General features: G+C 62.7%; 20 protein-coding genes and 1 tRNA gene. 12 read left to right on the forward strand and 9 right to left on the reverse strand.

Annotation, left to right across the window (positions count from 1 at the left end; translation table 11 throughout):
• Positions 1-104: 104 nt before the first annotated feature.
• Positions 105-1,508, reverse strand: coding sequence for a hypothetical protein (locus ACNFIA_RS30255; RefSeq protein WP_416790779.1), 1,404 nt, complete (start codon positions 1,506-1,508; stop codon positions 105-107).
• A gap of 152 nt (positions 1,509-1,660) precedes the next feature.
• Between ACNFIA_RS30255 and ACNFIA_RS30260 the strand changes: the two genes are divergently transcribed.
• Entirely contained in the window at positions 1,661-2,281 is a 621-nt protein-coding gene (locus ACNFIA_RS30260; protein WP_416790780.1) for a hypothetical protein, read from the forward strand.
• Between the two features lie 576 nt (positions 2,282-2,857).
• Here ACNFIA_RS30260 and glp read toward each other — a convergent pair.
• Both glp and moaB read right to left on the reverse strand, forming a co-directional pair.
• Positions 2,858-4,072: a gephyrin-like molybdotransferase Glp gene (gene glp / locus ACNFIA_RS30265; RefSeq protein WP_416790781.1), complete on the reverse strand. Its 1,215-nt coding sequence runs from the start codon at positions 4,070-4,072 to the stop codon at positions 2,858-2,860.
• Entirely contained in the window at positions 4,069-4,608 is a 540-nt protein-coding gene (gene moaB, locus ACNFIA_RS30270; RefSeq protein ID WP_416790782.1) for a molybdenum cofactor biosynthesis protein B, read from the reverse strand. The genes glp and moaB overlap by 4 nt, the downstream gene beginning before the upstream one ends.
• A 70-nt stretch (positions 4,609-4,678) precedes the next feature.
• Between moaB and mobA the strand changes: the two genes are divergently transcribed.
• From mobA to ACNFIA_RS30285, 3 genes are all read left to right on the forward strand, one after another.
• On the forward strand, positions 4,679-5,263 hold the full coding sequence (mobA, locus tag ACNFIA_RS30275) for a molybdenum cofactor guanylyltransferase MobA (RefSeq protein WP_416790783.1): 585 nt from the start codon (positions 4,679-4,681) through the stop codon (positions 5,261-5,263).
• 94 nt (positions 5,264-5,357) lie between these two features.
• Entirely contained in the window at positions 5,358-5,579 is a 222-nt protein-coding gene (locus ACNFIA_RS30280; RefSeq protein ID WP_017519306.1) for a YgdI/YgdR family lipoprotein, read from the forward strand.
• A 144-nt stretch (positions 5,580-5,723) separates the two neighbouring features.
• Positions 5,724-5,800: transfer RNA gene (locus tag ACNFIA_RS30285), tRNA-Pro, on the forward strand.
• A gap of 115 nt (positions 5,801-5,915) precedes the next feature.
• Here ACNFIA_RS30285 and ACNFIA_RS30290 read toward each other — a convergent pair.
• From ACNFIA_RS30290 to ACNFIA_RS30300, 3 genes are read right to left on the reverse strand one after another with little or no spacing between them, the layout of a single operon-like run.
• Positions 5,916-6,791: an NAD(P)-dependent oxidoreductase gene (locus ACNFIA_RS30290; protein WP_416790784.1), complete on the reverse strand. Its 876-nt coding sequence runs from the start codon at positions 6,789-6,791 to the stop codon at positions 5,916-5,918.
• A 52-nt stretch (positions 6,792-6,843) separates the two neighbouring features.
• Positions 6,844-7,083 carry a glutaredoxin family protein gene (locus ACNFIA_RS30295; protein ID WP_416790796.1) on the reverse strand — a complete coding sequence of 80 codons (240 nt, stop codon included), beginning with the start codon at positions 7,081-7,083 and terminating at the stop codon, positions 6,844-6,846.
• 28 nt (positions 7,084-7,111) lie between these two features.
• Positions 7,112-7,669 (reverse strand): TetR/AcrR family transcriptional regulator, encoded by a 558-nt coding sequence (locus ACNFIA_RS30300; protein WP_416790785.1) that lies wholly within the window; start codon positions 7,667-7,669, stop codon positions 7,112-7,114.
• A 174-nt stretch (positions 7,670-7,843) separates the two neighbouring features.
• On the opposite strand from ACNFIA_RS30300, the gene ACNFIA_RS30305 reads away from it, so the two are divergent.
• The 3 genes from ACNFIA_RS30305 (at position 7,844) to ACNFIA_RS30315 (ending at position 10,821) form a co-directional block, all read left to right on the forward strand.
• A complete protein-coding gene (locus tag ACNFIA_RS30305) occupies positions 7,844-8,440 on the forward strand; it encodes a glutathione S-transferase family protein (RefSeq protein ID WP_416790786.1) in 597 nt (198 codons plus the stop codon).
• Positions 8,441-8,506: 66 nt separating this feature from the next.
• The gene (locus ACNFIA_RS30310) at positions 8,507-9,373 is read left to right on the forward strand and encodes an MBL fold metallo-hydrolase (RefSeq protein WP_416790787.1); all 867 of its coding nucleotides are present in this window, start codon (positions 8,507-8,509) and stop codon (positions 9,371-9,373) included.
• A gap of 176 nt (positions 9,374-9,549) precedes the next feature.
• On the forward strand, positions 9,550-10,821 hold the full coding sequence (locus ACNFIA_RS30315; RefSeq protein ID WP_259756199.1) for an OprD family porin: 1,272 nt from the start codon (positions 9,550-9,552) through the stop codon (positions 10,819-10,821).
• A 142-nt stretch (positions 10,822-10,963) separates the two neighbouring features.
• On the opposite strand, the gene ACNFIA_RS30320 is transcribed toward ACNFIA_RS30315, so the two are convergent.
• Entirely contained in the window at positions 10,964-12,172 is a 1,209-nt protein-coding gene (locus tag ACNFIA_RS30320; protein WP_416790788.1) for an ammonium transporter, read from the reverse strand.
• A 403-nt stretch (positions 12,173-12,575) separates the two neighbouring features.
• Between ACNFIA_RS30320 and ACNFIA_RS30325 the strand changes: the two genes are divergently transcribed.
• The 5 genes from ACNFIA_RS30325 (at position 12,576) to ACNFIA_RS30345 (ending at position 16,278) form a co-directional block, all read left to right on the forward strand.
• Positions 12,576-12,893 carry a DUF883 family protein gene (locus ACNFIA_RS30325; protein ID WP_259756202.1) on the forward strand — a complete coding sequence of 106 codons (318 nt, stop codon included), beginning with the start codon at positions 12,576-12,578 and terminating at the stop codon, positions 12,891-12,893.
• Positions 12,894-12,908: 15 nt separating this feature from the next.
• Positions 12,909-13,289, forward strand: coding sequence for a phage holin family protein (locus ACNFIA_RS30330; protein WP_259759689.1), 381 nt, complete (start codon positions 12,909-12,911; stop codon positions 13,287-13,289).
• Positions 13,286-13,630: a hypothetical protein gene (locus ACNFIA_RS30335; RefSeq protein WP_259756204.1), complete on the forward strand. Its 345-nt coding sequence runs from the start codon at positions 13,286-13,288 to the stop codon at positions 13,628-13,630. Before ACNFIA_RS30330 ends, ACNFIA_RS30335 begins: the two co-directional genes overlap by 4 nt.
• A gap of 81 nt (positions 13,631-13,711) precedes the next feature.
• Positions 13,712-14,878, forward strand: coding sequence for an EAL domain-containing protein (locus tag ACNFIA_RS30340; protein ID WP_416790789.1), 1,167 nt, complete (start codon positions 13,712-13,714; stop codon positions 14,876-14,878).
• A 68-nt stretch (positions 14,879-14,946) separates the two neighbouring features.
• A complete protein-coding gene (locus ACNFIA_RS30345) occupies positions 14,947-16,278 on the forward strand; it encodes a deoxyguanosinetriphosphate triphosphohydrolase (RefSeq protein ID WP_416790790.1) in 1,332 nt (443 codons plus the stop codon).
• Positions 16,279-16,291: 13 nt separating this feature from the next.
• Here the strand turns inward: ACNFIA_RS30345 and ACNFIA_RS30350 are convergent, their stop codons facing one another.
• Entirely contained in the window at positions 16,292-19,873 is a 3,582-nt protein-coding gene (locus ACNFIA_RS30350) for a transporter substrate-binding domain-containing protein (protein ID WP_416790791.1), read from the reverse strand.
• Between the two features lie 65 nt (positions 19,874-19,938).
• Positions 19,939-20,565 carry a response regulator transcription factor gene (locus ACNFIA_RS30355; RefSeq protein WP_017519319.1) on the reverse strand — a complete coding sequence of 209 codons (627 nt, stop codon included), beginning with the start codon at positions 20,563-20,565 and terminating at the stop codon, positions 19,939-19,941.
• Between the last annotated feature and the right edge of the window lie 627 nt (positions 20,566-21,192).

The raw sequence follows: 21,192 nt of genomic DNA on the forward strand, positions 1-21,192 counted from the left end.
GGATTGGCAGGGTTTGTTCTTTTTCACTGAGCCCTGGCTCGGCAAGCTAGGTGATTTCCACAACGCAGCCTTCATGGGCATCTGAACCAGCGTCGCCTCGACGATTAGTCGTCGCGATGAAGCTTCTGGTATTCCTCAGTGGCTTGAGGGAAGTCTAATTGCAGCACGCCGCCCAAAGGCATACGCAGCCCATAAAGGTACTGTTGATCGACAGACAGCCCTGCTGGATCTGGGTAAGACGTCTCTGTCCATCTATCTCCCTGCCACTCCAACACACATCCGCCCAAACCGGGGGCGGTCAAGTCTTCGCGTCCGCTCTTGGGCAACAGCAGGAGCACTCGCACTGAGTAAAAGATGAGGCTGCTGTCCGGATACTTCGCCCTGCGCTCTGGCAGCAAAGCGACATCCATGCTTTTGAGGTCCAAGCTCTTCAAGGCCCGTCTGCAGTTATGCTTGATGGCAACAGCAATCGAGCGTGACCCTTCGATGAGATATTCCGCCAGGGCCTCTTGATCCGTGGTCGGGTCTCTCTCTGGAGTCTCTTCAGGTATCAATAGCTCTTCTTGCAGTACCTTCTGCAACGCTAACTTGCCTAAGCGAAAATCGTCCCAATGCCCTGAGAGCAAGGCTGCGGCATAACCGTCAAGCTTGCCACGCAATGTGTCCGCCAGATCATGCTCATGCCGCGACCGAAGATAAGATCTGATGCCAAGGTCTCGCTGTTCCATGCCACCGTCTGCGGGCTTCAGGATGTAATCCACAATGTCTGATGACCGACCATCGAAAGGCTGGCGGTACAGGAACGACAGCAGCAGAGGCGTCTTTTCTGCCAACAAGTCAGGATGGTTTAGGTTAAGGAAATAGCAACTCGCTGTTCTCCGAAATAAATGCTTCCCCGTTGCCCCAGGCGTAAAGGCTCGCAACACGCCCTCACTCAGCAGCTTCTGAGTCCGACTTCTTAGCCGCTCCTTACTCAGTCCTGTCTGCTGCCCCAAAGTTGACCTACCTGCCCCCTGCACTATCCCGAAACGATCTGCATGACACAGCAGCACGGCAAATAGCAGTCGGGTCACGAAACTCAAACGCTTGGGCGCAGGTGGGTCCCCTTCCTCTGCGGCGGAAGATTTCCTACGCCTTCCTACAAACTGCAGACCTGGATGACCCTCGTGTCGCAACAGGTGGTCAATACACGTAGCCCACTCCGACTCAACCTCACCTACCTCCAACTGCTCCGCCATATCCGGAGCGAGGCGGTATTCAGTTGGAGGTCGGCCTAATCCCTTAGCAATCCCCCTTCGAATCAGTACGCCTTCATCGACTAACTCATCGAGCCCTCTGCCCAACTGGATATCCGTGATGCCGATCGTTTGAGCGAACTCCTTGACCCTAAGAAGGGTCCAGCCACACACATCGTTCAGCTGAGTAAAACGCGCCAACACGTAGCGTGCAGCCGGGGAAAGGCCCGCCCGTTTCCAGGTGAGAACAGCTACGAGCCATCGCGTGTTCATCCATTAACTCTCTCAATCATGAAGGGGATGAGTATATTTATCCTCGTTTTTACAGACTATCTAAAAATATAACTGAGACATGTAAATTACATGCCAGTAACATGTCACAAAAGCCATCACTAGAAGTCACGAATAGGAATTTTGGATATAAAATGACTAAATTTAGAACTATCGAGCAGGAAAAGACCGATTGGTCAATAAAATATTTGAGACGAAAAGGCATTTCGCTAGGACGATGGGCGGGGCGTAAGGAGCTGGATGCCTGGAGGGAGAAGTTGGCGTCATTGCCCGAGGGGTTGCTGCTAGTCCGCATGGAGAATGCATGGAAGACACATCAGTCCCGGCAGAAAATGAAATTGGAGGGCAAAGAGTCCAGCAGCCACATGCTGTCAATCCAGGCTAAGAGAAAGCTGGCCAGCTTAGCCAAGCAAAGCGGCACCACAAGCGCAGGTGCATTGGAATCGTTGATCGTGGATGGGCATCAGCTCATTGAGCAGGAAAGAGCTGCGGTGAAGGTCGCTAAGGAGACGCTCGCGCAGAAGACTAAGGAGCTAGAGTCTGCCCAGAAGATGCTGAAGGATTGCATCGCACGACTGTCCGACTGCACCGTGGTGATGGAAGGCGCGGGACTCTCGATCAAAGAACTAACGGATGCTCAGAAGCGGGAAAGCAAGAAGCGGCAGCCTGAGATGCTCAGGGCTTTGAGCGGGAGCAGTATTACTGCAGTCTTGAATGTGCTTCTCGGCGATACTTTTGATAGAGCGAACGACTGACCAGCCGCTCACGGCAGCCTCGTACGCCGACATGAATTTGAGGGCAAGAATCGTTAATCGTTGCACACGCCAAGGTGTGGGTCAAAGTATGGGTAAAATCATAAATTTAAATAAACAACTTTAAAAATCAAAAACTTACAAAAACAAAACACCGGTCTGAGACCGGCGTTTTTCATGGAGCGGCACGCGCGTTGGTCCTATGCAGGGGCGGATTCCGTCCGAGGCCGGCCTGTCGGCCGGATCGCGGATGAATCCGCTCCTACAGTGATATCCCAGCGCTCGGGCCTGCCCTCACCCTAACCCTCTCCCCGAGGGAGAGGGGACCGCTCGGTGCAGGATGAAATTACAGCGTCAGCCGGCACAACCTGCTCCCTCTCCCTCCGGGAGAGGGCTGGGGTGAGGGGGAAACGTCGGTACAAACTTGCCAGAAGGAAGACAGTTGCTCCTACCAATCCGCGAACGCCGTGCCCTCTCTGGAGGAGCGAGCTTGCTCGCGAACCGCCCCACACCGCAGCAGTGAGCACGGGATGTTCGCGAACAGGGATTGGGCGTCCCCCGCTCCTGCGTAAAGCGGCTTTAGTCGAGGAGTTCGCTGAACGGAATGAAGCTCAGCCAATCCCCCTCGACCAGCGTCGTCCCTTCGCGCACCTCGGCCAGCCCTTCGGCCCAGGCGGCGCTGCGCAGCACACCGGAACTCTGGTTGGCATAGGGCACCACGCGGCCATTCTCCAGGCGCGCGCGCAGGTACTCGCGGCGGTTGCCCGGCTTGGTCCAGTGGAACCCGGCCGGCACCTGCACTCGCAGGGGCTCGACCTTCTGCATGCCGAGGCGGCGCATCAGGTAGGGCCGCGCCAGCAGGGCGAAGGTCACCAGGGTGGAGGCCGGATTACCCGGCAAGCCGATCACCGGCACCTGCTGGTAGTGCCCGACCGTCAGCGGCTTGCCCGGTTTGATCGCCAGTTTCCACAACGCCAGTTCGCCCGATTCGCGCAGGGCCGCGCCGAGAAAGTCCGCCTCGCCGACGGACACGCCACCAGTAGAAAGGATGAGGTCTACGTTCGACACACCGGCCAGGGCAACGCGGGTGCGCTCGAGGTCATCCGGGAGGATGCCGGCGTCCACCACCTCGCAACCGAAGCGCTGCAGCCAGGTACGCAGCAGATGGCGGTTGCTGTTGTAGATCTGCCCGAGCGCCAGCGGCAGGCCCGGTGCGACCAGTTCATCGCCGGTGGACAGCAGCGCCACGCGCGGACGGCGGCGCACGCTCAGTTCGGCATGCCCCAGCGAGGCGGCCAGACCGATCTCGATCGGCCCCAGGCGAGTACCGGCCGGCAGCACGCAGTCACCCTGGCGGGTTTCCTGGCCTTGCGGGCGGATGTGCTGGCCGACCTTGAGCGCTTCGAGGAAGCGCACGCGGCCGTCCCCCAGCACCTCGACATTTTCCTGCATCTCCACGCAATCGGCGCCCTCGGGTACCGGCGCGCCGGTGAAGATGCGCACGCAGGTGCCCGGCTGCAGCGGCTCGCCCGCCTGGCCGGCGAAGATCTTCTGGCTGACCGGCAACGCCTCGCCGCGCCAGTCGGCCTGGCGCAGCGCGTAGCCGTCCATGGCGCTGTTCGGCCAGGGTGGCAGGTCCAGCCCGGCCACTAGCGGTTCGGCCAAGACGCGGCCATCCGCATCGGCAAGCGGCAGGGTTTCGCTCTCCAAGATCGGCGACTGTTCCGCCAGGGTCAGCAGGCGCGCGAGGGCGTCCTCGACCGGCAGCAGCCCCGGCTTGTCGCAGCTGCTCATCCGCGGCTCTCGCAGGGCGCCGCCTTTTTCAGGTGCGGCACGAAATTGCACGGGCGGTGGTTGGCGTTCAGCTGCTCGCCGAGGATGCCGTCCCAGGCAGTGCGGCAGGCGTTGGTGGAGCCCGGCAGGCAGCAGACCAGAGTGCCATTGGCGAGGCCCGCCAGCGCGCGGGACTGCACGGTGGAGGTGCCGATATCGGCCACGGAAATCTGCCGGAACAGCTCGCCGAAGCCATCCACCACCTTGTCCAGCAGGCAGGTGACGGCCTCCGGGGTGCTGTCGCGGCCGGTGAAGCCGGTGCCGCCGGTGATCAGCACGACCTGCACCTCGTCCTCGGCAATCCAGGTCGCGACCTGGGCGCGGATGCGGTAGAGGTCATCCTTGAGCAGGACGCGGGCAGCCAGGTTGTGGCCGGCGGCCTTCAGGCGGTCGACGAACAGCTGGCCGGAGGTGTCGGTTTCCAGGGTGCGGGTATCGCTGACGGTGAGGACGGCGATGTTCAGCGGGACGAATGGCTGCTCGGCCTTGTGGCTCATGATGAGGGCCCTTGCTTGTGAGGTTGGAATGCGCGGTGTTATATCACAGGCCCGCCCCGGAGACCCTGCCATGCCACACGCCTCGCTGCCGCCCTGCTCCGTCCTGATTCTCGCCGGAGGACGTGGCCAGCGCATGGGCGGCCAGGACAAGGGGCTGCTGCAATGGCGCGGCCGCCCGCTGGTGAGTTATGCCGCCGCCCTCGCCCGCCCCTTCAGCGACGACCTGATCATCTCCTGCAACCGCAACGCGGAGGTCTATGCCGGCTTCGCCGACCGCCTGGTGCAGGATGACAGCGCGCACTTCCCCGGCCCGCTGGCCGGGATCCGCGCAGGCCTTGCGGCCGCTCGCCATGCCCACCTGCTGGTGCTGCCCTGCGATGCACCGCTGGTGGATGCCGAGCTGCTGGAACGCCTGCTGCACGCCTCCGCCGCCGCGCCCGAGGTGGTGCACATGCTCCGTTCCGGAGCGCAATGGGAGCCGCTGTTCAGCGTCATCCCCGTGGCGATGCGCGCACCGGTAGAGCAGGCCTGGCGCCAGGGCGACCGCAGCCCGCGCCACGTGTTCGCCAACCTGGGCCTGCAGGCGGTGGATTGCCCGGCCGACGACCCACGCCTGGCCAATCTGAATACGCCAGAGCTGCTCTATCGCGCCTGATAGCGACGCATTCGAAAATTTTCCGGGAACTATGCGGCAACGCCCTCGGTCAGACTTTTCGTACTTTTTTGTTCGCTCATCAGGAGATTCACCCATGAATAAACGGATGCTTCCCGCCTTCCTGCTCGCCCTGGGCTTTGGCGTGCTCGCTGGTTGCTCCACTCCGTCCGTCATCACCCTGAACGATGGTCGCGAGATTCAATCCGTCGACAAACCCAAGTACGACGAAGAATCCGGCTTCTATGAGTTCGAACAGCTGGATGGCAAAACCGCCCGCGTGAACAAGGATCAGGTACGGACCGTCAAGGACCTCTGATTCGCCCGGTGGTGAAAACGCCCCGCAGGCCTTGATCGGTCTGCGGGGCGTTCGCGTTTTAACGGGGGGCGAAAACTTTTTTCAAATATTTTTCGCTAACCCCTTGTGCATCAAAAGTTTTTCGGTAGAATGCGCGCCATCAAACGGAGCGTAGCGCAGCTTGGTAGCGCGTCTCGTTCGGGACGAGAAGGTCGCTGGTTCGAATCCAGTCGCTCCGACCAAATCCCGAAAAACCCGCCTAACGGCGGGTTTTTTATTGCCTGCGATTTTTCCTCCACGAGGAATGCCCGGGCACAAAAAAGCCCGTCCAGCTGGACGGGCTTTTTCATGGGCGATTCAGAGCTGCCCGGACTTGCGCAATGCCACCTGGGACAGGGCGCTCCAGTCCAGCTCGCCGTCGCCGTGGGCGATGGCTTCCAGCAGGTTGTCACGCAGGAGGCTGGCCAAGGGCAGCGGCACCCGCTGTTCATGCCCGGCCGACAACGCCAGGCCAACGTCCTTGAGCCCCAGCACCAGGCGGAAGCCGGCCGGATCGAAGCGCTGCTCGGCGATCTGCGCCCCGTAGTTGCGGTACACCGGTGCGTTGAACAGGGTGTTGCCCATGATCTCCATGAACTCGCCCGGCGCGACGCCGTAGGTCTTCACCAACGCCGCGCTCTCCCCCATCGCCTCGATGGCGCTGGCGATCATGAAGTTGCCGGCAATTTTCACGGCGACGGCGCGCAGCGGGTCGTCACCCAGCGGCCAGGTCTTCTGCCCCAGCACATCGAGCACCGGCTGCGCCTTGGCGATGGCAGCCTCGGGGCCGGCCACCAGGATGTTCAACTTGCCGGCGGCGGCCACATCGGTGCGACCGAATACCGGCGCGGCGACCAACTCGACGCCCTGCTCGCGGTGCAACTCGATCAGCTCGCCGACGAAGGCGGTGGACAGCGTGGCCATGCTCAGGTGCACCAGGCCGGGCTTGGCCGAGGCCAGGGCGCCGCTGTCCAGCAGCACGGCGCGGGTGGAGTCGTCGTCGGCCAGCATGGAAATCACCAGCTCCACGTCGAACGCCTGGGCGGGGCTGGCGGCGGCGATGGCGCCCAGCTCCACCAGCGGCTCGGCGGCCCGGGGCGAACGGTTCCAGACGACCATCTGGTGGCCGGCCTTGATGAGGTTGGTCGCCATGGCGACGCCCATGCCGCCCAGCCCGAGAAATCCGATCTTCATTGCACAGCGCCTCGCGTCGGTTGATTGAGGAGTGGGAAAGCCGCCGACGGAATCAGCGACTGAGGAAGGTGGCGACCTGTTGCGCGTCGAACGGCCAGTTGAGTTCGGCGCCGGAGTCGCAGCGGCGCAGGACGGGGATGGTCAGGCCATAGCGCTCGACCCATTCCTCGCGGTCGGCGATGTCCACCAGCTCGACCAGCACGCCGTGTTCGACGAAGGGCATCAGCACCGCTTCCGCCACCTCGCACAGGTGGCAGCCGAGCGTGCCGAACAACTGGCATTCCGGCGGCAGGGTGGGTTCCAGGGATGGCGGCATGGACTCAGACTCCCGCGTGCTTGAGCAGTGTGTCGGCCATGGCGCGGGCTTCCCGTCCCTGCTGCGCCGGGCCTTGCATATGCGCCATCACCAGCACGCCTTCAAGCAGGTACTGCAGCTGGCGGGCCAGGGCGTCGGGCTCGGCGACACCCAGGCGCGCCAGCTGCGCGGCAAAGAAGCGGCCCAGAAAGGCCTTGTGCTCGGCCGCCTGCTGGTGAATGGGGTGTTCGCGGTCATGGAACTCGCCGGCGGCATGGATGAAGGCGCAGCCGCAGAAGTCCGGGCTGTCGAGCACCTCCTGCAGACCGTCGAAGATCGCCAGGATCGCCTCGCGCGGCGCAAGGATGCGCTCGGCCACGCTCACGCGCTCGACCATGCGGACGTGGCGCTCTTCCAGCGCGGCCATGATCAGCTCGTCCTTGGATTTGAAGTGCTTGTACAGCGTCATCTTCGCCACGCCCGATTCGGCGAGGATGCGGTCGATGCCGGTGGCGTGGTAGCCCTCGCGGTAGAACAGATCCTGGGCGGTGGTGAGCAGCAGCTCGCGTTTGCTGGATGCCATGGCATTACCTCCTGACCGGACATTATGCGCGAGGCTCGGCCCCCATGGGGAGCGCACCCGTTGCCGGAAGCGCAGCGCGACTGCGCAAGGGGACACGCATTTCGCTTGAACTATACAGACCTGTCTGTCTATTATCTACGCCGTCGTCCCCACTACAACGCACAGGGCTTCGCCATGAAACTCTACGACGTCGCGCTTTCCGGCAATTGCTACAAGGTTCGTCTGTTCCTCGGGCTCATCGGCCAGAAGGCCGAGCTGGTTCCCGTCGACCTGATGGGCGGCGCGCACAAGCGTCCGGCCTTCCTCGCCATCAACCCGCGCGGCCAGGTGCCGGCGCTCGAGGATGGCGAGCTGCGCCTGGGCGATTCCCACGCCATCCTGGTCTACCTTGCTCGTCGTTACGCCGAGCCGCACTGGAACCCCCAGGACGCGGTCACCCAGGGATGCATCGCCAACTGGCTGAGCTTCTCGGCCAACGAGGTGCAACATGGCCTGGCGCAGGCGCGGGTGATCCAGTTGTTCAAGCGCCCCGGCGACTTGCCCGCCGCCCAGGCCAAGGGTCGGCACGCGCTGGAACTGCTCGACGCCACGCTGGCCGACCATCGCTGGCTGGCGCAAACGGACGAGCCGAGCATCGCCGACATCGCCGTCTACCCCTACGTAGCCCTTGCCAGCGAAGGCGGCCTGGAGCCCTCGGGCTATCCCTACGTGCAGGATTGGCTGGGCCGCATACGCGCCCTGCCCGGCTATATCGCGCAACCTGCCTTCTGATTCGCGTTATCCGCGCCGCCGCCCCCGCGACGGCGCCTTCATCCGCTCCACGAAAAGGAAATTTCGATGCGCCTGCTATCTCTTCTGCTGGCCGGGCTGTTCGCCGTCACCGGCCTTACCGTCCACGCTGCCGACTTGCGTTTTTCGCTGATCCGCACCTCCGGCATCACCACTCTGGATGCGTTTACCGTGGCGGGCGGCGACTGGACCCAGAAGGTCCCGATGAACCACACCGCCGTGCTGGTCCAGCACCATGCCGCCACCTTCCTGTTCGACACCGGGCTGGGCAGCCAGGCGGATGCGCAGTTCAAGCAGGACATGCCCTGGTGGGACAAGCCACTGTTCCGCTACGACGGCCTGAAACCCGCCCGCGACCAGTTGCAGGGCAGCGGCATCTCCATCGATCGCATCATCCTTTCCCACGCTCACTGGGACCACGCCTCGGCCCTGTCGGACTTTCCCGACGCTCCGGTCTGGGCGACCTATGACGAAATCAACTACGCCCATATCGCCCAACCGCCGGCGGTCTTTCCCAGCCAGTTCCGCCATCCGGTGAAGTGGGTGCCCTTCCAGTTCGACTCCGGTCCCTTCCTCAGTTACGACCGCAGTCTCGACCTGTTCGGCGACGGCAGCCTGGTACTGGTGCCCATGGCCGGCCATACGCCCGGGGCGGTGGGCCTGTTCATCACCCTGAATGACGGGCGGCGGTTCTTCTTCAGTGGCGACACCACCTGGCGCCTGTCCGGCTTCACCGGGCCGCACGAGAAGTTCTGGATCAGCCGCAACATGGTGGACAACAACCGCGAGCAGACCCTCGCCGAAGTGGCCCGCGTGCACGAGTTGATGCGTGCCTACCCGAACCTCACGGTCATCCCCGCCCACGACGCCCAGGTGCAGGACAAACTCGGCTACTACCCGCGCTGGATCCAGTAGGAGCCACGCCAGTCGCCACTCAGCGCTTCATTAGCCAGCTTACTAATCAGCGACTAAGGTCTAAGAGTCGTCAACATTCGGTAATGATTTAGTAGATAGGCTGTAACAGATCGACATGCCGGCCTGATCCAACCGGCATTACCGAACTGCCCCAAGCGCTCGAGGAGACAATAACAATGAGCAAGACCCCGATCGCCCGTGCCGTGGCTTTGTCCACGCTGGGTACCAGCTTTATCCTTCCCACACTGGCCCACGCCGACTTCATCAAGGACAGCAAGGCCAGCGTCGAACTGCGCAACTTCTATTTCAACCGCGACTTCCGCCAGGACAGTCCTGCCCCTGCCCAGAACAAGGCCGAGGAATGGGCCCAGGGCTTCATTCTCAAGTACGAATCGGGCTACACCGACGGCACCATCGGTGTCGGCGTCGACGCCCTGGGCACCCTGGGCCTGAAGCTCGATTCCTCGCCTGACCGCAGCGGCACCGGCCTGCTGCAACGCTCTTCCAGCGACAAGCGCGCCGAGGACAGCTACGGCGACCTGGGCGTCACCGCCAAGCTGCGTGCGTCCAAGACCACCCTCAAGGGCGGCACCCTGATGCCGAAAATGCCGGTGGTGCAGTTCAACGACACCCGCCTGATGCCGCAGACCTTCAGCGGCTTCGCCCTGAACTCTGCCGAGCTCGATGGCCTGACGGTGGACGGCGGCCGCCTCTACCAGGTGAACCAGCGCGACTCCTCGGACTACGAGGACATGACCATCACCGGCGGCGGCAAGCGCAACATCAAGCTCGGCGATAGCCTGACTTCCAACAAGTTCCTGTTCGGCGGCCTCACCTACAAGTGGACCGACAGCCTGAGCACCAGCTACCACTACGGCGGCCTGGAAGACATCTACAAGCAGCACTACCTGGGCCTGATCCACGTGCTGCCGATCGCCGACAAGCAATCGCTGAAATCCGACATCCGCTGGGCCAAGTCCGATGACGACGGCGGCAGCAACATCGACAACAAGGCGCTGAACGCCATGTTCACCTATGCCCTGGGCTACCACGCCTTCGGCGTCGGCTACCAGAAGATGAGCGGCGACACCGGCTTCGCCTACATCAACGGTACCGACCCCTACCTGGTGAACTACATCCAGATCGGCGACTTCGCCAACAAGGACGAAAAATCCTGGCAGGCGCGCTACGACTACAACTTCGCCGGCCTCGGCATTCCCGGCCTGACCTTCATGACCCGCTACGTGAAGGGCGACAACATCGACCTGATCACCACCGATGGCGAAGGCAAGGAATGGGAACGCGACACCGACATCGCCTACGTCTTTCAGGACGGCCCGCTGAAGAACCTGGGCGTGAAGTGGCGTAACGCGACCATGCGCACCAACTACACCAACGACTATGACGAGAACCGTCTGATCGTCAGCTACACCATGCCGCTCTGGTAACCCCGGCAGCGAAACGAAAAAGCCCGGCATCTGCCGGGCTTTTTTTTGCTCTGCGTAGGAGCGAGCTTGCTCGCGAACCGCCTGATGCCGTTGCTGCCCGTGGGACTGTTCGCGAGCACGCTCGCTCCTACGGCCTTGCGTCCTAGTCCTGGCTGAGCGCCCCGATCTTGTGGATCGACAGGTCCGCGCCGTAGTACTCCTCTTCCTTCGTCAGGCGGATACCCACCGCGGACTTCACCAGGCCGTACACCACCAGGCCGCCAGCGAAGGCCACTACCACACCCAGCAGCGTGCCGATCGCCTGACTGGCCAGGCTGACCCCGCCCAGGCCGCCCAGCGCCTGCTGGCCGAAGATGCCACAAGCGATGCCGCCCCAGGCGCCGCACAGGCCGTGCAGCGGCCAGACGCCGAGCACATCGTCGATCTTCCAGCGCACCTGGGTAGCGGTGAAGGCCCAGACGAACAGCGCACCGGCCACCATGCCGGTAGCCAGCGCGCCGATCGGATGCATCAGGTCGGAACCCGCGCAGACCGCCACCAGCCCAGCCAACGGGCCGTTATGCAGGAAGCCCGGGTCATTGCGCCCCACCAGCAACGAAGCCACGGTGCCGCCGACCATCGCCAGCAGCGAGTTCACCGCCACCAGCCCGCTGGCGCCGGCCAGGGACTGCGCGCTCATCACGTTGAAGCCGAACCAGCCGACGATGAGGATCCACGAACCCGCCGCGAGGAACGGAATGTTCGACGGGGCGAAAGCCACCAGCCTGCCCTCGCGATAACGGCCATTGCGCTGCCCGAGCAGGACGACCGCCGCCAGCGCCAGCCAACCGCCAAAGGCGTGCACCACCACCGAGCCGGCGAAATCATGGAAGGACGCGCCGAACTCGGCTTTCAGCCAACTCTGCAAGCCGAAGTTGCCGTTCCAGATCAGCCCCTCGAAGAAGGGATAGACGAAGGCCACGATCAACGCCGTGGCGCACAACTGCGGGCCGAACTTCGCACGCTCGGCGATGCCGCCGGAAATGATCGCGGGAATCGCCGCGGCGAAGGTCAACAGGAAGAAGAACTTCACCAGCGCGTAGCCGTTTTCATGCGCCAGGGTCGCCGCCGGCTGCAGGAAAGTGACGCCGTAGGCGATCCAGTAGCCGATGAAGAAGTAGGCCAGGGTCGAAATGGCGAAGTCCGACAGAATCTTCGACAGGGCATTCACCTGGTTTTTCAGGCGCACCGTCCCCACTTCCAGGAATGCAAAGCCCGCGTGCATGGCCAGGACCATGACCGCGCCGATCAGGAGGAACAGCGTGTTGGAGCCGTGGACCAGCGTCTCTACGGCACTATTGAGGTTTTCCATCGCTACAGGCAGCCCCGGAGGTCAAGGGGAAAGCACCAAAACGGCTCGCGACACCCCTCGACGCACCACACTGAAGCAGTGGCGCACCAGGCAGGCGCCGAGCGCTGATCCAGATTGGCCCACGAGCCATCCGACCGGCGTCGCAATTTCTTGTACTTCCTTATGTTTTTAAGTGGTTTGAGCGTCGGTTTCCGGGCTTTGGCAGCACCGGAAACGCCCCGCCATGGGGCGCTCCGCTCTCCATTCGCACCAGGGAAATGCAAGCGGCATACCACCGGCGAAACAATCAACGACTAGGCTTTCACTCGCACGGCAAAGCGGCTGCGCCGCGAATTTATGAGAAACTTTCCAGCCACCCCGGGGCTCGAAATCTAGGAACCTCAACCCGCACAAGGAGCATCACATGCCTCGCAAGACCGCAGTGAACGCCGCCAAGGATGAACTCCTGGCCGAATTCCAGGCCCTCGTCAGCGACACCGAGAAACTCCTGCAAAGCTCCGCCGAGCTGGCCGGCGCTGAAGCCGACCAGATGCGCGAGCAGATCCACGAAAGCCTCAAGCGCGCCCGCGACGCCATCTACTCCACCAAGGATTCCGTGCGCGACCAGGGCAAAGCCGCCGTGGATGCCACCGAAGACTACGTGGGCGATCACCCGTGGCAGGCCGTTGGCATTGCCGCCGGCGTCGGCTTCCTCCTTGGCCTGCTGGTCAGCCGGCGCTGATTCATGAGCGACGCCATGGATGCCGGGCCGAAGACCTCGGCCAACTCCCCTTCCCCGCGGCGCTTCGGCGCCGCGATCCTCGGCCTGCTGCATGGGCACGTCGAACTGCTCGGCATCGAGTTGCAGGAGCAGAAGACCCGCGGTGTGCAGATGCTGCTCATGGCCGGCTTGGCCCTGGTGTTCGCCCTGCTTCTGCTGGTGGCGCTGTCGGTACTGGTATTGATCCTGTTCTGGGACAGCTACCGCGTGCAGGCCGCTATCGGGCTGTGCCTCTTTTACGTGTGCGGCAGCCTGGTCTGCGCCTGGCGACTGCACCTGCTGGTCAGCGACGAAAGCTCGCCATTCAGCGCCACGCTGGAAGAACTGGCCCGCGACCGGGAGCGACTGTTGCCATGAGTGAAATGCCTGACGCCCGCAATCTGACCCGCGCCGAACTGCGCAAGGCCATCGTGCGCCTGCGCCTGGAGATGCAACGCCAGCAGATTCGCCAGGAGGGCGAATTACTCCTGCATCCGTTGCGGCAAGCCCGCAGTCTCGGCCAGAACGTTCGCGGCAGCTTCAGCAGCAGTACGCCGCTGTGGGGCGCCGGCGGCGCCGCCGCCCTGGCGCTGCTGCTGGGCCGCAAGCGCCGCTGGATTCGCCTGCTGCGCCTAGGGATCGCGCTGGCGCCGATCATCCTGCAGATGCGCAAGAAGCCCGAGCACCAGGACCCACCAGCCCCTTCGACGCATCTCTGACGCCCAGACTGGCCACATTCTTGCGACGCGACAGGACACAGCGCTTCGGCGCCTCCTGTCACGCCACTAAGGATGTGTCCCTTGATCGACGGGCAACCCATCGCCTGCTTCCAGCCCTTCATCGACACCGCGACCGGCCTGATCGCAGGGGTCGAGGCACTGGGGCGGTTGCGCCAGGACAACGGTGACCTGCAATCGGTCGGCCCGCTGTTCTTCAACCCGCGAGTCGGGCTCGCCGAACTTCGCCGCCTCGACAGGCAGATCCGCGACGCTGCCCTCGCGCGTATCCACGAGGCGCCCAAGGACTGGTTCCTCAGCCTGAACATATCGCCGCGCTGGATCAGCCGCCTGCGCCCGAACCAACCGCTCCCCAGCCTCAAGCAACTCCAGCAGCAAGGCGTACCGCCGGAACGGGTGGTATTCGAGATCACCGAACTGGGCGGGGCCCATCAGCGCCTGCCGGAGGTGGTCGCACGCTATCGTGACGCTGGTGCCCGCATCGCCATCGACGATTTCGGCGCCGGCTATTCGCAACTGGACCGGGTCCTGGCGCTGCAGCCGGACATCCTCAAGCTGGACATGCGTCTATTCCAGGAGGCCGCTCGGGGCGGCCCCAGCGGCGAGGTGGTGAAAGCCCTCGCGCAGATGGCCGAGAAGACCGGTTGCTGGATCATCGCCGAGGGTGTGGAAACCGAAGAGGAAATGGACTTCGCCCTGGAGTGCGGCGCGCGCTACGTGCAGGGCTACCTGTTCGCCAAGCCGGCGCTGGACTTCCCCGCCAGTGACGCCTTCCGCGACGCCTTCGGCCAGCGCCGTGATCACTACGTCAAGCGCAAGCTGCGGGAGCGCTCCAACCTCATCCAGTTGCGCCAGCAACTGGCCGAGCTGATGAACATGCTGCGCCCCTGGGCGGAGGGCGGCGCGATGCTCAGCAGCCTGCCGCCGGCGCCGGAATCCTTCAGCCGATTGCTGCGCATCTACCAGTGCGACCGTCACGGCACCCAGACATCGCCGAACCTGGAGTGGAACGGCCTGTTCTGGAAAGAAAACCGCCGCTACCTGGGGCACAACTGGTCCTGGCGCCCGTACTTCTACCAGCTGCTCGCCGAAGGCTGGGAGGAGCGCCGCCTGACCCTCTCCAATACCTACCGCGACGCCACCACCAACCAGTACTGCATGACCGCCGGCCAGTTCATCGACCAGGGGCGACGGCTCCTGCTCATCGATATCGACGCCGAGGGCCTCTAGCGCGCGATTGAGATTGCCGGCGCGAACGGCTAGCGTTGCCGGTAACTCTCTCGATTGCGGAACGAAGAATGGATTGGCACACCCTGCTCCCCCGGGAACGTCTCGGCAAACCCGTGCACAGCAGCGCCGAGCTTGGCCGCAGCGCCTTCCACAAGGATCACGATCGCATCATCTTTTCCGGCGCGTTTCGTCGCCTGGGGCGCAAGACCCAGGTGCATCCCGTGTCGAGCAACGATCACATCCACACCCGCCTGACCCATTCGCTGGAAGTCGGCTGCGTCGGCCGTTCGCTGGGCATGCGGGTGGGCGAAATCATCCGCGACCGCCTGCCGGAATGGTGCGACCCGGCCGACATGGGCGTGATCGTGCAGTCCGCGTGCCTTGCTCATGACATCGGCAACCCGCCGTTCGGCCACTCCGGCGAAGACGCCATCCGCCACTGGTTCCAGCAGGCAGCCGGGCGCGGCTGGCTGGACGGCATGAGCGAAGAGGAACGCTCCGATTTCCTGCACTTCGAAGGCAACGCCCAGGGTTTTCGCGTCCTCACTCAACTGGAATACCACCAGTTCGACGGGGGCACCCGTCTGACCTACGCCACCCTCGGCACCTACCTGAAGTACCCCTGGACGGCGCGCCATGCCGACTCCCTGGGCTACAAGAAACACAAGTTCGGCTGCTACCGCAGCGAGTTGCCGCTACTGGAGCAGATCACCCACAAGCTGGGCATGCCGCAGTTGGAGAACGAACGCTGGGCACGTCACCCACTGGTCTACCTGATGGAGGCTGCCGACGACATCTGCTACGGCCTGATCGACCTGGAAGACGGCCTGGAAATGGAGCTGCTCGACTACGCCGAGGTCGAATCGCTACTGCTCGACCTGGTGGGGGACGATCTGCCGGAAACCTACCGTCAGCTCGGCCCGAAGGATTCGCGCCGGCGCAAGCTCGCCATCCTGCGCGGCAAGGCCATCGAACACCTGACCAACGCCGCCGCGCGCGCCTTTGTCGAACAGGAATCGGCCCTGCTCGCCGGCACCCTGCAAGGCGATCTGGTGGAGCACATGCATGGCCCAGCCAAGCGCTGCGTACAGCGCGCGAAGGGCATGGCCCGGGAGAAAATATTCCAGGACAAGCGCAAGACGCTGCACGAAATCGGCGCCTACACCACCCTGGAAATCCTGCTGAACTCCTTCTGCGGCGCCGCGCTGGAGCAGTACCGCCAGAGCACCCCATCGTTCAAGAACCAGCGGATTCTCGATCTGCTCGGTAACAATGCGCCGGATCCCGACTGGACGCTATACCGCGCCTTCCTGCGCGTCATCGACTTCATCGCGGGCATGACCGACAGCTACGCGACCGAAATGGCTCGCGAGATGACGGGGCGCTCCAGCCCGAGCTGAAGCGCTCCAGGGGTTAGGCAGCGAGCTTGCGCAACTGGTGCAGGAGATCGTCCTGAAGGGAAGCCATGGCTTTCTCCACCGCCAATGCGCGGCTGAGCACCTCCTGGCTGTCCAGACCGTCCTTGCAGCCGCCTTCCAGCTTGCCGCACAGCTCCTGGAGCGCGTCGGCGTTGACCAGCCGCGCCGCACCTTTCATGCGGTGGGCCAGGTCGCCCAATTGCTTCCAGTCACCGGCCGCCCATAGCGGCTGGACCTGATCGATGTCGACCTGGTTACTGCTGTACAGCTCTTCCAGCAGCCGGCGGATCAGGCCGGGATTGCCACCGGTCATCTCCTTCAGGGACCGCAGGTCGAAGCCCTCGGTCTGCTGCTCCGCCACTGGCGGAGTATCGGGTGTCGAGATCTTCGGCACTGCCTCCAGCCGCAGACGCAGGTTGTCCAGGCCGATGGGCTTGAACAGGCAGTCGTCCATGCCGGCACGCCGGCAATTCTCGACCTCATCGGGTTGGGCGTTCGCCGTGAAGCCGTAGATCACGCAGGGCTTGGCTTCCATTTCCTGCTCCAGCTCGCGAATCCGCTTGGCCAGGTCATAGCCGTTGAGCACCGGCATGTTGCAGTCGGTGATCACCAGGTCGAAATCGTCCGGATGCCATAGCTGCAACGCCTGCACACCATCGGCCGCCACTTCGATCTGGTGCCCCAGGTGCTCCAGTTGCTGCGACAACAGCATCCGGTTGGCGACGTGATCGTCGACCACCAACACCTTCAGTGAATGAGTCGTCCTGGGCACGACCAACGCCTGTACCGCATCGCCTTCCGGCAGACTCTCCAGGGTCTGGAGCAACAGCCGCACCGTGACCGTGGTGCCTTCGCCCGGGCAACTTTCCATGCGCACCGTGCCCCCCATCATCTCCGCCAGCTTGCGGCAAATGGTGAGCCCCAGTCCGGTACCGCCACGACTGGTGTCGCCACTGCGGGCGACCTGACTGAAGGGCTCGAACAGCTGGCGCTGTTCATCCTCGGAGATGCCGATGCCACTGTCCTGCACCCTCACCTCGAGAGCCAGGCGCTCGCCGGCGACCCGCTCGCCGCAGACGCGGATCTTCACATGTCCGATGTCGGTAAATTTGATGGCATTGCTCACGAGGTTCGAGAGGATCTGCTTGAACCGCAACGGATCGATCAGCACATCGCAGGCGGCCTCGGCCTCTATTTCCAACCTGAGCTCCAGCGCCTTCTGCCGGGCCAGCCCATCGAACACCCGGGCAACCGACTCCACCAGCTCCCGCAGGTGGGCACGCTCGGGCATCAAGGTCAAACGGCCGGACTCGATCTTGGCGACATCGAGGATGTCGCCGATCAGGGTCAACAAGGAACGCGCCGAATCGTAGGCCACTTCGACCGGCTCACGCTCCCAGTGCCCCTGGTCCGCACGGGTCAGCGCCAGCTCCAGCATGCCGATGACCGCATTCATCGGCGTACGGATCTCGTGGCTCATGGTGGCGAGGAACGTGCTCTTGGCTCGGTTCGCCTCTTCGGCCTGCTCCTTGGCAGTCTCGAGCTGGTGATGCAGCCTCTCCCGTTCGGTGACGTCGATCCAGCCCGTCACCACGCCGGACAGTTCGCCGCCCGGGCCATGATAGGGCGTAGCCCAGTAGTGGATTTCACGCACATCCTCGCGAATCGGCAGGATCAGATCGGAGGCCACCTTGCCATCCTGTTCCATCGCCTGCTGATGGATCTGCTGGATCACCTTGGCGTCCTGCGGGTCCAGCCACGGGCTGTCGCCCACCTGAGTCCCGACCACGGTCTCGCTAGCCATGCCGGTCTCCTTGAGGAAACCGATATTGCAGGTGACCAGTCGCCCATCCCGGTCACGCACGGCCACCGGCTGGGGAATCCCATCGATCAGCGCGCGCTTGAATTCGAGGCGGTAGCTGAGCTCGCGCTCGGAGTCCTGGCGGCGACGAACCTTTAGCCACAGGCACCAGTTCCACAGCAACAGCAAGAGCAACAGCACTGCCGCGCCCCAGGCGAACTGGATGAATTGGGTGCGGTAGCCTTCCCAGATGCTATCGGGCTTTTCCACGCTGGCCGACCAGCGCGTGACGATATTGCTCATGTCCTCGGGGGAAATCGCCAGCATCGCCTTGTTCAGGATGCCAAGCAGCTCCGGGGACGATTGGGAGACCGCCATGGAAAACTGGCCCGGCTCCATATCCAGGCCAAGCGCCACACGCAGGTCGGGGTAGTAATGCGAGATCAGGTAGTTGGCGGACGACAGGAAATGAATGCCCGCGTCCACCTTGCCCTCGCTGATCATCGCCAGGTCATCGACGTTGTTCTCGACCTCCACCAGCTTCACCAGGGGATGGTGCTCGCGCAGGAAGTCCGCCAGGAACGAGCCTTTGGGCACTGCCACCCGGTGCCCGTCCAGATCACTCAGCGAACGTAACCAGTGGCTTTTCCCGGAAACCACGACCACGAAGGAAGCGGTCATGTAGGGACGGGTAAAACCGAACCACTCCTCCCGCTCCGGGGTCGGCGTCAACCCGGCGATGATCTCGGCCTTGCCGGCGCGGACCTCGTCCATCATGGCAGTGACACTAGGCTGCGGGCGCACCTCGAATTCGAGGCCGGTGCGGCTCTGGATGAGATCCAGCAGGTCGGCGGCAATACCGCGGAACTGTCCCTGGGCATCGATGAACGATACCGGGGCCAGTGCCTGGTCGATGGCCACTACCGGACGCGGATTACGCTCAAGCCAACGCTGCTCCCGGGGGGTGAGAATCAGCCGCTGGTTGGCAATCGAGAAGGCCCCACCCGGACTCCAACGCCGCTGGATGGTAGCCCGGGCCTGGGGCGGAATGGCGACGAGGGTGCGATCAAGGATGTTCAGCAACTCGGCGGCAGACGCCTTTACTGCAAAGCTGAAGCCCTCCCGATCGAAACCCGCGAAGTTGAGCGGTTTGAGATTCGACAGGTATCCCTGACTGATCAGGTACTGCGCGCTGAACGCATCGCCGACGTACAGATCTGCCTGGCCGAAGGCCACAGCCTCAAGCGCGCGGCGCACCGACTGATAGCTTTGAATGGTCGCCCCGGACAGGTACTTGTCCCGCTCATCCACCGAGAAGTAGTCGCTCACCACCGCGATACGCTTTCCCGCCAGCTGCTCGGCGCTTTCCAGACGCAGGCCCTGCGGACCGATGACCACCGGCTGATTGGCGAAATACGGGTGTGACAGGGCGACATCCGGATGCGTCGCCTCATAACCGGTTGAGCGACTGAGCATGTCGATGTCGCCACGCTCGAGTGCCCCTAAGGCGGAATCCCGATCCGGGTAGCGGCGCACCTCCACATGGATATTGAGCGTGTCGGCGATGACGCCGGCGAAGTCTGCCGTAATGCCTTCGAGGTCCGTGCCGCTGGACGTGATGTCGAATGGCGCGTAGTCCGGGGCGGTCACGCCGAGGCGCAGAACACGCTTGTCACGCAACCACTGCCAGTCGGCATCGTTCAGATGCACCTTGACCGGCCCGTCCGTCGAACGAGCCAGCAGGTTCATCGAGGTCCAATCGCGCTGCTCCGCCATTCCCCATCCGCAACAGATGAGTAGCAATACACCAACGAGGAAGCGGAAGCGGCACATCACACACCTCAAACCAGCGCGTTTCGCTTGGCGAACTCGATCAGGTCGACCAGCGAATGCGCATTGAGCTTCAGCAGAAGACGGGTCTTGTAGGTGCTGACCGTCTTGTTGCTGATGAACATCTGCTCCGAGATTTCCTTGTTCGAATAACCGTTGGCGAGGTATTGGAGAACCGCCATCTCACGGTCCGACAGGCGCTGGATCAGCTCCTGGTCATCCATCTGCCCGTTATTGCGGCGGGTCTGTCGAACGGCCGTACTGGGGAAATAGTTGTAACCGGCAACCACCGCATTGACCGCACTGATCAGTTCCGCCAGGCCACCCTGCTTGCAGACGAAGCCCGAGGCGCCAGCCTGCATGCAACGCATGGCGAACAGCGAGGCGCTCTGGCCGGTCAACACCAGCACCTTGAGCGGCAGCTCGAAGGCAGAAATACGGCTGATCACCTCCAGGCCATCGAGCCGGGGGATGCCAATATCCAGAACGACCAAGTCAGGAACCAAATCCTTGACAAGCGAAAGCGCGTCCACACCGTTGTCGGTTTCACCAACGATGACGTGGCCTTCCTTTTCCAACAGCACACGCATCGCCATGCGTATGACTGGGTGATCATCGACAATTAGAACTTTGCTCATCAGCTTCCTTCCTCAGACCCGTCGAAATGGATTTCCTTCGTCATCGGTAAGATATAGGCCGCTTCTATTCTGTCGAGATTGGCCACCCTCAATAATTGCGATTAGAGGAATTTCCTACACAACAACTAAATAATTCCTACAAGTAACCCTAAGCGACCCGGCATCTTCAGCCCTATAGCAAGAAGATTCTGACACCCGACGATAGATAAGCTGACTCTGTTTCCTGAAAAAACTCGTCCTTATCTCTGCACATCCCACCTTTTATTCCGCCACCATGCTCCCGAAGTTCTCTTTACAATCAGGTTTTATCGTTCATCACATAGCGACAATGGCACCCGGTTAAAACCCCGGCACTGGAACATTCCAGCTGAAGCCTACGGTTGCAGGAATGCTGGGCGCCGCCATCCTAGAAAATGGGATAACGACAGGGTGTTCGCAGATAGCTGACTTCCATCACATTCACTACCAGCCAATCCCCACAGGGCAAGGTAATTATTCTCCCCGCCTGTCAAACAATGAATCGCCCCGGCTTTCCTAGACACTTTCCAAGCTCTGGAAATAGCGTTTCTCAAACTCCACTGGCGATAGCTGCATAGCGCTGCTGTGCCGGCGTTTGGGGTTATAAAA

This window comes from Pseudomonas sp. NY15437 (assembly GCF_048068435.1).
GTDB lineage: Bacteria > Pseudomonadota > Gammaproteobacteria > Pseudomonadales > Pseudomonadaceae > Pseudomonas > Pseudomonas nitroreducens_B.